This is a genomic window from Thermomicrobiales bacterium (assembly GCA_037045155.1).
Lineage (GTDB): Bacteria > Chloroflexota > Chloroflexia > Thermomicrobiales > CFX8 > JAMLIA01.
The window spans coordinates 295,018-309,215 of the sequence record JBAOIG010000003.1 but is presented as its reverse complement, the minus strand read 5'-3'; the positions used below and the strand labels follow the sequence as shown (position 1 = coordinate 309,215).

Here is a 14,198-nt window from a genome sequence, read left to right as displayed (position 1 = left end):
CCCTACCCCTCGCTATGCCGGAACGTAGACATAGATGCCCAGGATGTCGATCGGCAGCTGCGGCTCGACCCGCAGCACCGCCCCGACGCCGGAGCGGGACGACGTCGCCCGTCGCACGCGCCGATGCGCGTCAAGCAGATCGCTGGCGCGCACAGACGCCGTCTCGTTGAGGTGCTGCTGCAGATCTGCAATGCCATCGACTACGCGCTGCACGAACGTCGTTGCCTCTGATCGCCAGGATGTTTGCGTCGGGCCGCGCGGCCAGCAGCGCCTCGGCCGCGTCGGGCGCGAGCCAGCGCGCCTGGGCCGGGATGCTCTCGAACGCCAGCAGGCCGACATCCTCCGCCAGTAGCGGCGAGCCGTCGCGGGTGCTGCCGAGGATATGGAACCGGTAGCGCAGGAGCAGCAGCGTCGTCCGCGTCGAGACGGCGCGCGTGCGAATCACGCCGGCCCGGGCGGCCTTGCCCCCACCGATCGGGTCGAGCGTCGTATCCATCACGTACGCCGCCAGACCCTCGACCAGCGGATGCGTCCGCGTCAGGTAGATGACGGTATCCGGGACCGGCAGCTCGAAGCGCGCCAGCAGCTCCCCGTCGTAGCCGATCGTGTCGCGCAGCGCGCGCGGCGATTCGGTCAGGTCGATCCGCAGCGTGCCGCTGGCGCCATGCGACACGACAGTATTATGTAACCTCAGAGCGTCCTCGGTGAAGCGGGCGACATCGACGCCGGAGCCGATCGCCGAGCGCGCGGCCTCCAGCTCACGACGCACCTCGTCGACGTGGATCGCCTCCTGCGCGAACAACGTCCGCGAGCGCTTCTCCCGATCGGCGGCATTCTCCCAATCGCCGAACAGCTCGCGCTGCTTCGGCGCGAAGAAGCCATCGAATCCTGGCAGCCGCTGGGCGTTGAAGCCCTGCTGCTCGTGCAGGATCAGCCCCTCGAAGATCGCCTCCATCAGCTGGTTCGTGTTGCCGGGCACCGGCACCGAGATGCCGAGGGACTTGCGGATTTCCTTGTGCTTGCGCAGTAGCACCCGCAGGACGATACCGTCGATCTGATTGTCCGTGCCGAAGTAGGTGACGACACGGACTTCGTCCTTCGGTTGACCGTAACGATCGACGCGGCCCTCGCGCTGTTCGTGCCGGGTCGGGTTCCACGACAGGTCGTAGTGCATCACCGCGTCGAAGTGCTCCTGGAGATTGATACCCTCCGAGAGGCAATCGGTGCAGACCAGCACGCGCTGCTCGGCTGCGGCCAGCTCCAGCACCCGCGCCTCGCGCTCGCCGTGCGGGATGTTGCCGGTGATCGCCATCACCTCGACGCGTCTGCCGACTTTGCCGCGAAGCGCTTCGGCCACGTACTCCGCCGTCGGGATGAAACGGCAGAAAACGATCGGGTTGAAGCCGTCGTCGACGAGTTGCCGCACCAGCTGGATGCTGCGCTGCAGCTTGGCGTCCCCTTTGCCGTGGAGCGCGTCGGCATCGCGCGCCATCTCCAGCAGCCTGCGGCGGGTGCGTCCGCCGTCCGCGGTATCCTCGGGGTCGGCGCCGGGCGCAACGTCCAGCCGCTCTGCGCCCTCGTCCTCGTCGATATCGAAGACGAGCCGCTGGCCGATTTCGTCGGCCTCGTCCGCGGTCAGCGTATCGGCGGTTGCTGCCCGTGAGCGTAGCGTCGCCGCCGCTGCCGCCGGGCTCGAGCCGAGCGAGCGCAGGAGCGCAAGCGCCGACCACCAGCGCACCCGCTGCCGGCGCGTGTCGCCGCCGGCCGGGTCGCGCACCGTTTCGCGCGCGTAAGCGAGCACGCGATCGAACAGGCGCTGGTATTCTGGCGTCAGGTTGTAGGTCTCGTCGATCTCCATCCGAGCCGGGAATGGCGTGTCCGCATCCAGGTAGGATCGGATGTCGCTCCGGCGGCGCTGGACGAAGTAGCGCGCAAGCTCGCGGCGCTTCGCCTCGTTCGCCGATCCGGAAAGATCGTCGGGCAGCTCCGCAAAGCTCGGGCTCAGAAACTCGAGCAGCGAGCGAAACGCCTCCTCGTTGCCCGAGTGCGGCGTCGCGGTGACGAGGATGAGGTGTCGCCTGGCATCGCCGGCAATGTCCCTGACCAGTGTATGGCGTTGATGCTTGCCGCCCCGTCCCACTTCGCCGAAGGCCGCGGTGTGGGCCTCGTCGACAATGACCAGCTCTGGACAACGCAGCAGAAAGTCGTCCCGCCGCTTTTCTGACTTGATGAAGTCGATCGAGACGATGACGTGCGGGTGGACATCGAAGATCGATTCGTTCACCCCGATGCCGCGCTCGAGCCGCGACACGGTGCCCGGCAGGATTAGCTCGGCGTCGATGTGGAACTTGTCACGAAGCTCAGCCTGCCACTGCTCGGCGAGATGCGGTGGACAGAGCACGGCCATGCGCCGCACTTCGCCACGATCGAGCAGCTCGCGCGCGATCAGACCCGCCTCGACCGTCTTCCCAATCCCAACATCGTCAGCGATGAGCAATCGCACCGGATCGAGGCGCAGCGCCATGAGGAGGGGCACAAGCTGATACGGCCGTGGCTCGACGGCGATCTGACCAAACGATCGAAACGGGCCGGCACTTGAACGGAAGCCCAGCCGAACCGCGTCACGCAGGAGGCGCGCTGAGCGATCGTCACCGATCCGCGTCGGGTCCGGCAAATCGAACTGGGCCGGATCGACCCGTTCAAGCGGCAGATAGATGCCGGTTATCTCGTCCGCGGTGCCGCCCAACGGCCGCAGGACGAGCAGGTCGCCGCCCGATTCCGGCTGGACGACCCACTCCCGCCCCCGCGCCCGCACCAGCGAGCCGGAGGCGAACGCGCCAGGCTGCGGTTCGCTGGCCGTCATCGTCCCTCCCCAAACAGATCGAGTCGGCGGGCGATTGTCTCCGCCCAGTCGTCGTTATGACCGAACCGGATGACGACATAGCCGTCGTCCTCAAGTTGCCAGGTGATCGCCTCGTCGCGGGCCTGCCGTTCGGGATAGTCGTGGTACGGTCCGTCGATATAGATGGCAGCCTTGCCGTGACCGGTATACATGAAGTCGGGCCGCGTCCCGTGGTCGGCGATCAGATCCTGGGCCGAGTCGGGCAGCCTGTGTCCGTGCTCGCGCAGATAGCGCAGGAAGTCTCGCTCCAGCTCGGAATCGCAGCGTCCCATCAGCCAGTCGAAGTGCTCCTCCGGCGATCGATACCCGGGCGAAGCTTCGACGATCGAGCGGGTCAGGTCAAGCAGCAGATCACGAATGAGGTGGCGGTCAAGCAACTGGTGGTCGCGCTGGTTGGTGTAGCTCATCAGACAGAAATAGCAGGCCGCCTCGCAGTCTTCCTTCATGCGGTCCGAACGCCGGAGATCGGCGCCATCCGCGTCGAAGTGGCAGACCTCCAGCGCTCGACGCGCCACCTGCGCAATGCCGTCCGGATCATCGACCAGACGCCGCAAGACGCCAGCGCCTCCCTCAGCCGACTCATAGAGCAGCATGGATTTTGGTCGCTCACGGTCCGGCAGGAGCTCGGCGGCGAGCTCGTTATCCTCAAGGTCGTAAACGAGCTGAATAGCATTCTTGAGCGCAGCCTGCAGGCTGGTGAACTGCTCGACCGTGAGCTTGTCCTCCGGATCGATCAGCAGGACGTTGCGCCGATCTTCGACGTAGGGGATCACCCGCGCCGTATGAGCAGCGCCAGGCTGGGGTACGTCATCATCGTCAAACACCTCGCTGTCTGCCTTTTGCCAGCGGCCAGTCTGCACATCCAGCACGAAGCCGTACTGATCCTGGACTTTCCGACGCCGCCACCCCATATTGAGGCGCCAGATGGTCGTCGCGTCTCCATACGAGAGCTTCATTGCCGGCGCACCGTCGATCTGAACGGTCGCTGACCGGAACGAAGGACGCCCATCCCGCACGGCGAATCGCACGCCGGAGCGCAACTCGTAGCCGCGCTTCAGCCGCTCCTCCTCGTCAGACGAGATGCGGTCGCGTCGGCGGGTTGTCACACTCTGCATTCGAAAGAGCGAGCCGAGCATCCCGCGCATTTCGGCCCCACAACGCTCACACACATCCGGCCCTACGGCGCCGGTCAGCGGATGCATATAGCCGCACGTGTCGCATTGCTTCATCGATGTCGTCGGCAGCTCAGGGTGCGACGCACCCGGCTCACCAGATTCACCAGCGGGAATGTGGACCCGGTCGATGACGTAGCGCGCGCCCTCGTGGTAGATGATCGAACCCGGCCCGAACTCCGAGATCGCCAGGAACCGCGGCCGCTGCAGAAACTCATCGCGGGATAGCCTTCGGCCAGGAATGAACGCCGCAAGCGGCAGACGGGGGAAAGAATACCCGGGCAAGAAGCCCTCGCTGGCGTAGTAGCGGTAGGAGTAGAAATCGGACTGCGAGAGCCTGTCGCTCGCGGTCAACAGGCTCAACTGCGCCTCAGCCTGCCGCCGAAGTCGCTGTGCATCCTTCTTCTCCGAGTGCGGCCTGGTGGCGTCGTGAATGATCCGCGTCTGCGCCTGCGCCTGCTCCAGCGCCGAGCGGTACAGGTCGCGCCAGCGCGACGTGGCGCGATCGAACTCGTGCATGACGCCACCCAGTGTGCCTTCTAGCCACTCATCCGAATACCATGGAGCGGATTGCAGTGTCTCCTCGATACCGGACAGCACTCGACGGCTGCGCGCCACCGCTCGCTGGCGCGCAATGTGCTGCTCGAGGCCGGCCCGGACATCGGATTGCAGAGCCATAGTTGGTCGCTCACCAGACAGGTCCAGAATGTCACCCAACGACCGATGCAGGTTCTGACCCGTTTCCGCCAACCAGATAGCGTGGATGTGGGAGCGGATCAGATCCTCGTTGGCCAGATCGAGCCGCGGCGGGCTGACCGCTCCGGCAACGACAAGTTCCGGGCGGCGGAAGAAATACTGGTCGTGCGGGCTACCGGAGGCGCAGTAGGTAAAGACGAGCGCAGGCTGCCCATGGCGACCCGCCCGACCACTCCGCTGGGCGTAGTTCGCCGGCGTGGGCGGGACGTTGCGCATGTTGACGACATTCAGCTCAGAGATATCGACGCCCAGCTCCATCGTCGGGGAGCAGAAGAGGACAGGTAATGCTGCCGTGCGGAACTGCCTCTCGCGCTCCTCGCGCTGCTCGCTCTGGACCTGGGCGGTGTGCTCGCGCGCCTCGATCCCGATATTCCCGACGGCCTCATGGTGATAGAAGTCGACAAAGAACTGATTTGACTGCGTTGCCCGTTCGGTTCCGGGATTGACCCGCGTCGGATCGTACAGTGGTGTCTTCCCATCACCGGCGATCCAGCGCATAGCCGCTGCCGGAATCTGGTAGCCAGGGACATCACCGTCCGATCTGGGATCGTCGACCTGCTGGACCAACCCAGCGATACGCAGTCCGTCGAGCAGCTGAAGAATGATCTCAGCCGTGTCCTCTAATGTGAGCCGTGCGCCATACTCAGAGAACGTCGACGAGCGGCGCAGGTATTGCCCGTAGCGGCTGCGGGCCGACACGTACGCGTTCGTTCGCGGCTCGTTCTGTCGCTGAGGTCGAGGATAGAGAATCTTGCCGGACTCCATCTCTTCCTGCTCATCGATCGGCCACGGCGAGCGAAGATACTGATTGCTATTGGACTTGATCTGTTCCTGGCGCAACGGCTCAAGGTAGTCTGCGCGGATCGCCAGCTCGCGGCGCATGACATCGAGGAGCGCTCTGGATATCGCTGCGCGCGTCTCGGCGCTCGCAGTCACCAGCGCCTCATGCTTCCCCTGCCAGACTTCCTCGTCGGCGCTGACCAGATCAAGTGAGTCATAGGCTACTTGCAGCAGACCACACTGCTCCAGATTCGGCTGCGTGATCCGCCAGCCGCGACGCAGATCACGATAGATACGGTAGCCAAGCACGTCGCGCAGCGCGCGATTGGTCTGCGTGAGCGCGTTGTATTTGACGGTGTCATCAATCGCGTATTCGCCCAGCGGCAGGTCGAGTGCCTCCTGCACACGCTGGGTCAGCTCATCGTGACTCAGCCCCTCCGCGCCCGCCGACGCGACCGCCCGGTAGAGCGCGCCACGCAGCAGACCAACCTCGACAAAATCGTTGAAATGTCCGGCCTGGAGCGAGGCATCCTGGCGGTTGTCAGTGAACGACAGGACCTTTCTCGCCTCCTTGGGAAGCTCCTCCTCTGGGGTCTCGCGCAGGTGGCGGATGGCCGAAAGCGTCAGAATTGTTGTCGCCGTGCTGCGGCCCGCAGATCCAAGGGAGGTGAGACGGGAGAAGTCAGTGCCACGCCCGGGATAGTCAACACCACAATTCAGGCAGAATCGGAATGGCGCCGGAACGAAGCGAACGTCCAGCCCTTCACCAGTGCTCGAAACGCTGCCATCTGGCAGGAGGGTCACAGGATCCGGCATGTAGCGTCGATAGCTGTACTTGATGCGCCGGACGCCTCGCGCTTCTTCGATCCAGCTCTCCGGGACACGATTATCGTCAATGGCTGTCGCCGTGTCCGGCCATGGACGGTCGTCACTGGAGTACAGGTAGCCGGCCATATGGTCGCCATCTTCCGACCGCTCGAGGTACTCCCGCGGAGTGAAGATGTCGCGTCCGTCGTCACCCTTCTCCCGGTATACGCTGTAGTACTCCTGCCCACATTCACGGCAGAACGCAAGTGGTAGCAGGAGACGGGAACGATCGCCGGGCACAAACTGCTGGCCATAGAGCGTAACGAAGCGCCGGTAGGGCGTCTCAATTGATGCATAGGCTGTATCGCCGCGGCTGATGAACTGGTGCAGCTTGAATGCGAAGACCGGGAAGTCGGTCTGCGGCTGCTCGATCTCATAGCCAGCCAGCAGCGCCGCCTCGATCGCCGTAGCGCACTCGGTCTCTCCAATGCCTGTTAACTCGCTGAGTGAGGCAGCCGCGCTCTGCGTCCCTCGAACACTGCGAGGACTTCTCCTCACGAGCTCCCCGCTGACGAGATCGGTAGCCACCCCGAACGTACTTTCGATAAATCGTGCCAGTGGATTAGTAATGAAGGATTCGTAGTCGGACGCGCTGATAGAGCCGGCAAGTCGAACGGCGTTCGAAAGCGCCGCAACGTATGCTCCATCGTCAGGCGAATAGTCAACCGTCGACCGTCGCAGAGTCTCAGTGATGACGTCCGACGGCTCTACTGGAGCGCCGAAGATCTGGGCGGCAACTTCTGCGATCGCACCTCGTTGCTCGTCGAGCGAACCCGTTGAGGCGAGCGTGGCGGATGTCCCGACGTATTGCAGCGTATCAGCAGCCATCAGGTTTCGAGCGCGTCGAACGAGCATCGCCACGTCGGCGCCCTGCCGACCGCGGTACGTATGGAGTTCATCGAGCACAAGGAACTGCAGCTCCCGCGCGGCGTCAACAATCCGTCGATCACGTGGACGCGTCAAAATCAGCTCGAGCATCACGTAGTTGGTCAGCAGAATGTCAGGGGGGTTATCGAGGATCTCCTGGCGCTCATCCTCTTTCTCCTGACCGGTGTAGCGGGCGAACGTTATCGGCGACTTGCCCTCCGGAAAACCAAGCTTCAGAAACTTCTCGAGCTCACCCATCTGGCTGTTCGCGAGCGCATTCATTGGATAGACAACGATCGCCTGAATGCCACGCCCCGATCCGCGCCGCAGCACGTGATCCACGATCGGGATGATGTAGCCCAGGCTCTTCCCGGACCCCGTGCCGGTCGTCAGAAGATAATTACGCCCAGCCCTGGCAGCGTGAATGGCGTCGACCTGGTGACGGTGCGGTCGTAGCGGTCGCGGCGGATCATCTTCGGACTTGCGTTGGAAGATATTGCTGCATTCGTGATGCAGCACCCCAGCTCCGACAAGCTCATCGATCGTCTCACCCGGCGCGAAGGACGGGTTGAGCTGAATCAACGGCTCTGGCCAGAGCGCCCCCGCGTCCATCTCGGCCCGTACGTGGTCGCGGATCTTCTGGTCGCGGATGCGGATGAAGCTCTGGACGTACGAGGCGTAGTCGTCGATGAGGTGCCGTCGCAAGCCGAAGACATCCATGAATTACTCCTTAGCGCAAGAAACATGATGTGTATACAGGCAAGGCGCTTGAATGTGATTCGCAAGCGTGGGAGTGGGTGATCTGCCCGTCAAGATTATCAGGTCGCTGGTGAAGGGCAAGCGTGTCCTGATTCTGGGTGTACGTAGACGGCACGCTGACGACAACGCGTCAACTTGTTATGTCGTGGCTTAGGGTACATGTCTGACTATCTATCAGTATCCTGGCTCGTCTCTAACTCTACGAATCGAGCGCACCAGTTATGACCACCTGCTCGAAACTATCAGTGCTGTGGTCTGTGCCATTCTCAGTGACGCCGACTTCTGAGTCGATCTCGCACTCCATGGCCAAGCTGAGCGAGTCTGGCTGGTAACCTTCCTCGGCCTGCCGAACGACCATTCCTCCGATGACACGATTGATCGAGTGTTCGCCCGGTTGGATCTGGCAACATTCGAACGTTGTCTTCCTGGCTGGATCGTCACCCTGGCCCGATGCCCAATGGCTGATGTAGTCACAATTGACGACGGGGTTGTTCGTCGCGTATATAGCGGAGAGTTGGACGTGGCGCGATCGATCTCGTCGGCGTCTGATCCTTAGAGCGCCACCTTGTCGTGGGGCAACTAGCCATCGATGACCACGTTTACGAGATCCCCGCGGCTTCGACGCTCTTTAGCCTCATCAGCCTCATCGACGTGACCGACGCCATCGTCATCGTTGATGACACGCACTCTCAGACGGCGACGGCGCCATCCTCACGATAACGCGCCACCAGGTAACGCACCTGTCGGTGCGACAGGGTAAGCGCCTCGGCCGCCACATCGGCGGTGAGTTGCCCGGAAAGGAGTTGGTTGAGGGCCTGGAGTCAGGTCTGGTCTCGGGCGGTCAACGTCACCCTGCCCTTCGTGGGGTGACATTTTCACTGACCCATTTGGGTTGACGGATTCATTCGACCACGACTCACGACCCGGATAATGGCTCGCGGATCCAGGTAGGGTATGCGACGATATCCCCAAACGAGCATGATCGAGAGGGGACATTTCATGACGGGGAGCAAGCAGCGAGTAATCGGCCAGCGAACGCGACGGGCCGACGCGCCACCCAAGCTGATGGGGCAGGAACACTACACGGGCGACCTGAGGCTGCCCGGCATGCTGCATGCCCGGCCGGTGCTCAGCGTCGCCGCCCACGCGCGCATCGTCGGGATCGATAGCTCTTCTGCGCTGGCGGTCGAGGGAGTCGTCGCGGTGCTGACCGCCGCCGATCTGCCGTTCGCGCCGCAGGGCGGTCCGCCCCGAGCGTCGGAATCGCTGGCAAAATCCGAGATCGTCTTCGCCGGCCAGCCGGTTGCGCTCGTGCTGGCCGAGACGCCCGTTGCGGCAGCCATCGCCGCCGAGCTGGTCGAGGTGGACATCGAGGAGCTGCCGGCCGTCGTTGACATCGAGGCCGCAATCGCGATCGACAGCCCGCTGGCCCGCGTGATCACATCAATGACCGAGGACGCCGCCGAGGCCGCAATGCACGGCATCGCCGCCGGGGGCGCGCAGAAGGAGCCGGTCCAGCGCCTCTCGGCCAACGTCAGCGGCCGCACACACCTGAAGATGGGCGACATCGCGGCCGGCCTCGCCGCGGCGGATGCTATCGCGGAGGGGGTGTTCGAGACCGCCTGGATCCATCAGGGCTACATCGAGCCACAGACCTGCGTCGCCGCGCCGGACGGCATGGGTGGGGTTGTCGTCCACGCCAGCACCCAGGGGATGTTTCGCACCCGGCAGGTCGTTGCCCAGACCCTCGGGCTGAGTGAGGAGAAGGTTCGCCTCGTCGCCATGCCGGTCGGCGGCGCATTCGGCGGCAAGTTCGGCCTGATCGAGCCGCTGACTGCCGCCGCGGCGCTGGCAGTCGGCCGGCCGGTGCGCCTTGAGCTCACCCGCACCGAGGACTTCCTGGCGTCCAATCCAGCCCCGGCCGGGAAGATCGAGGTCCGCGTCGGCGCGACCCGGGACGGCAAGGTGACGGCAGTCCAGGGGCATCTCCTGTGGGACACCGGCGCTTACCCCGGCTCGCCGATGTCGGCCGCCGCATTCTCGATCGCTGGCTGCTACCACTTTCCGAACATCGATATCCGCGGCTACGAGGTGATGACCAACCGGCTTGGCCCGGGCGCCTATCGAGCGCCGGGCAACCCGCAGGGCTGCTTCGCCATCGAGTCTGTGATGGACGATCTGGCCGGCAAGCTCGGCATCGACCCGCTTGAATTCCGGCTGAAGAATGTCCCGTCCGAAGGCGACCCGCGCCCGGATGGCCCTGCCTGGCCGGTGATCGGCATCACGGACTGCCTGCTGCCACTGAAGGATCATCCGCTCTGGACCGGGCGGGGCGAGGCGGCCTCCAGCAATGGCCGCTACCGCGAGGGAGTCGGCATCGCCGTCGGCGGCTGGCGCGGTGGGCTGGAGCCGGCCGCGGCATGGTGCCTCGTCGATGCATCCGGAGTGATCAATGTCGTCGTCGGCGCGGTCGATCTCACCGGCACCTACACAACGATGCGCATGATCGCCGCCGAGACGATCGGCGTCGACTACGATCTCGTCCGCGTAGTCAGCGCCGATAGCTCGAACGCGCCATACTCCGGCGGCAGCGGCGGCAGCAAGATCACCTACACCGTCGGGCAGGCAGTCGAGCGAGCGGCCGAGGACGCGAAGTCCCAGATCCTCGAGCTTGCCAGTCAAGTGCTGGAGGCCGCGCCACACGACCTGGAGATCTTCGGCGACCGCGTGCGGGTCAAGGGTATGCCGGCCGACGCGCCCTACGAGCTGACAATCAAGAAGATCGCCTCGCTCACGAGCGGCTTCGGCGCACGGTACGCGCCCGTCGCGGGCCGCGGGACTGGCGCTCAGACGGCAGCCGCCCCGGGCTTCTCGGCCCAGCTGGCCCGCGTCCGTGTCGACATGGAGACTGGCGAGGTCACGATGCTCGACTACGTCGTGACGCAGGATGTCGGTCATGCTCTGAATCCGGCTGCCGTCGAGGGCCAGATGATCGGCGCGGTCGCCCAGGGGATCGGCTGGGGTCTCTACGAGCGCCTCATCCACGATTCCGACGGCCAGATGACCTCCAGCACGCTGATGGAATATGCGCTGCCGCATGCTGCGGCCATCCCGCACGTCGAGGTAATCATCGTCGAGGTGCCATCTCCGGACGGCCCGTTCGGCGCGCGCGGCGTTGGCGAGCCACCCGTCGTCCCCGGCGCAGCCGCGATCGCCAACGCGATTCATGCGGCCACTGGCGTCCGGCCGGCGGCGATCCCGATCACCAGCGAGCGCCTCTGGCGCGCGATGCACGAGGGGGACGAGGCATGACCCTCGAGCGTATTCTGGGAGAACTGTCGGTCGATCGCGCCTGGGCGCATCTGGAGCACATCACGCAGGACATTCCCTCCCGGCTGGCGGGTTCGGAGAATTCCAGACGCATGGCGGAGTACGCCAACGATCAGCTCGCGGAGGCCGGCCTGGCGAGCCAGATGCACGAGTTCCGCGGCCTCGTCTCCTTTCCGGAGGCCGGCGAGGTTCGCGTGCTCTCCCCCGAGCCACGGATCATCCAGGCCAATACGCTGGGCCACTCGGCATCAACCGAGGGCATTGAGGGCGATCTTGTCTACGTCGGCTCTGGCGCGGAGTCGGACTACGAGGGCAAGGACGTCGTCGGCAAGATCACGCTCTCCGAGCTGTCCTACTCTCCGGCCAGGCACGAGAAAGCGCTGATCGCCTGGCAGAAGGGCTCGACCGCCCAGATCATGATGAACTGGGGTCACGAGACGAATGAGGCGATCCCGTTCGGCTCGATGAAGTCGGCCTGGGGCAACCCGACACCGGAAACGCTCGTCAGCGAGATGCCGGACCTGCCCTGTCTCGGGATCGCCCGGACCGAGGGATTGCGGCTGAAGGACGCCAGCCTCGCCGGCCCGACCCGTGTCTGGCTCCGAGCAAAGGCATACAACGGCTGGCAGCCACTGACGATGACGACTGGCGAGTTCCGCGCGGACGCTGGCCGGCAGTTCCTGCTGATCGGCGGGCATATGGACTCCTGGTTCGGCCCGCAAGCGACCGATAACGCGGCTGGCAGCGCCTGCATTCTCGAGCTTGCCCGCGTGTTCAACCTCATCGCCGATGACCTGCCGCGCGGTCTCGTGGCGGGCTTCTGGATGGGCCACGAAACCGGCACGATGATCTCGTCCTCCCGTTTCGCCGACACCAACTGGGACCGTCTGCGCCGCAGTTGCATCGCCTACCTCCAGATCGACCAGCCAGCCATCGCTGGCTCATCGACCTGGCATCTCAGCTCCACCGACGATATCCAGCAATACGGTGTCCGCGTAGCTCGCGAAGCGCTCGGGCCGGAGATGGAGATTCACTGGGGCCGGCAACAGAAGAACGGCGATTCGTCATTCTTCGGCGTCGGCCTGCCCTGCATCGGCGGCGAGATGTCGTTCACCGACGAGCAGATCCAGCGCACCGCGCTCGCCAGCCTCGGCTGGTGGCACCACTCGATCGAGAACACGATTGACAAGGTCGACAAGGGGCGGCTCGCGCAGCACCTGCGCGTGTATGCGCGCTGGATATGGGGCCTGCTGACTGACAATGTCCTGCCGTACGAGTATGCGCCGCTGGCCGGCCGTTTCGTCGATCGCCTCGCCGAGATGGCCACGCTGGACGTGTCGGGCATCGACATGGCCGGCGCGGTCGATCGGGCTCGCGAATTCCAGTCCCTCGCAACGCGGCTGGATGCCGCTAGTCTCGCCTGCCGCCAGAGGGGTGACGGAGGGATGGTCGCCGAACGGCTCAACTCCGCGATGATCCAGCTCTCGCGAACGCTGACGCCGATCGCATCTACCGTCGTCGGGCCGTATGGCCAGGATCGCTACGGACATGCCTGGCAGACGCAGATGATCCCGTCGTTGGTTCCGTATCCGCGGCTCGCGTCGTATCCCCGTGATTCGGAGGAGTATCAGACCTGGTGGGTTGCCATGGTCCGTGCCCGCAACCGCGTCGCCGACGCGCTCGATCAGGCCAACGTGGCCACCCGCGCCGCGTTGGACGCAACCCGATAAGGGCGGGCGATAATACCGGCCGACACGCGCCATGGTCGCGAACCTGAGGTGTCTGCATGAGCGATGAACGGGAGGGGCAGCTGTGGTCTTCCGACAGGTGATCGATGCCTTCGAGGCGCTGGATAGCGCGACGGCCGACGGGGAGCGAGCCGCGGCGCTAGTCCGTGATTCTGGCGTGGACGACGTGACAATCCAACGCGTCCACGGCGATCGGGGCTATACCGATTTCATCAAGGCAGTCGTGCCAGGCACAAATGGCCGATCGGCTGGAGGCAACGCGCCGACGTTGGGGATCATCGGCCGGCTCGGCGGGCTGGGGGCTCGCCCGGAGAGGATCGGTTTCGTTTCCGACGGCGACGGCGCGCTGGCCGCGATCGCTGTCGCGATGAAGCTGGGGCTGATGCAGCGTCACGGCGACGCGCTCCCGGGCGACGTGATCGTCGCTACCCACGTCTGCCCAAACGCCCCGGTCCGCCCGCACGACCCGGTTCCGTTCATGGCCTCCCCGGTCGAGACCAGCCAGATGAACGAATACGAGGTCGATGCCCGGATGGAGGCGATACTGTCCGTGGATACGACCAAGGGCAACCGGATCATCAACACGCGCGGGTTCGCCATCTCGCCGACCGTGAAGCAGGGCTATATCCTCCGTGTCAGCGAGGATCTGCTCGATATCATGCAGTGGACCACCGGCCGGCTGCCGGCCGTCTTCGCCCTGACGACGCAGGACATTACCCCATACGGCAACGACGTCTTCCACCTGAATAGCATCCTCCAGCCGGCCACCGCCACTGCCGCGCCGGTCGTCGGTGTCGCGATCACGACAGAGGTGCCAGTGCCTGGCTCGGGGACTGGCGCGACACATCTGACCGATGTAGAGCAGGTTGCTCGATTCTGCATCGAGGTCTCCAAGGCATTCGGCGCTGGCCAGTGCCGCTTCCATGACCCCGCCGAGTACGCCCGGCTGATCGAGCTCTACGGCGAGATGACCCACCTGCAAGCGCCACCGCCGAGCTGATCGCGCCTGCAACACGC

General features: G+C 64.7%; 6 protein-coding genes. 3 read left to right on the top strand and 3 right to left on the bottom strand.

The features are described 5' to 3' along the window. Nucleotides 1–12: 12 nt before the first annotated feature. Genes V9F06_04430 through V9F06_04420 form a run of 3 tightly spaced genes read right to left on the bottom strand, consistent with a single transcriptional unit; the run spans nt 13 to nt 8,064 of the window. On the bottom strand, nt 13–153 hold the full coding sequence (locus V9F06_04430; GenBank protein MEI2616880.1) for a hypothetical protein: 141 nt from the start codon (nt 151–153) through the stop codon (nt 13–15). Beyond that, nucleotides 131–2,863, bottom strand: a complete 2,733-nt coding sequence (locus tag V9F06_04425; GenBank protein ID MEI2616879.1) for a helicase-related protein — start codon at nt 2,861–2,863, stop codon at nt 131–133. Before V9F06_04425 ends, V9F06_04430 begins: the two co-directional genes overlap by 23 nt. Further along, a complete protein-coding gene (locus V9F06_04420; protein MEI2616878.1) occupies nt 2,860–8,064 on the bottom strand; it encodes a DEAD/DEAH box helicase in 5,205 nt (1,734 codons plus the stop codon). The genes V9F06_04425 and V9F06_04420 overlap by 4 nt, the downstream gene beginning before the upstream one ends. A 1,038-nt stretch (nt 8,065–9,102) precedes the next feature. Here V9F06_04420 and V9F06_04415 point away from each other — a divergent pair. The 3 genes from V9F06_04415 (at nt 9,103) to V9F06_04405 (ending at nt 14,181) form a co-directional block, all read left to right on the top strand. Further along, nucleotides 9,103–11,415: a xanthine dehydrogenase family protein molybdopterin-binding subunit gene (locus tag V9F06_04415; protein ID MEI2616877.1), complete on the top strand. Its 2,313-nt coding sequence runs from the start codon at nt 9,103–9,105 to the stop codon at nt 11,413–11,415. After that, nucleotides 11,412–13,163: a M28 family peptidase gene (locus V9F06_04410; GenBank protein MEI2616876.1), complete on the top strand. Its 1,752-nt coding sequence runs from the start codon at nt 11,412–11,414 to the stop codon at nt 13,161–13,163. Before V9F06_04415 ends, V9F06_04410 begins: the two co-directional genes overlap by 4 nt. Nucleotides 13,164–13,245: 82 nt before the next feature. Further along, nucleotides 13,246–14,181, top strand: coding sequence for a DUF1177 domain-containing protein (locus V9F06_04405; GenBank protein MEI2616875.1), 936 nt, complete (start codon nt 13,246–13,248; stop codon nt 14,179–14,181). The last annotated feature ends 17 nt before the right edge of the window (nt 14,182–14,198 follow it).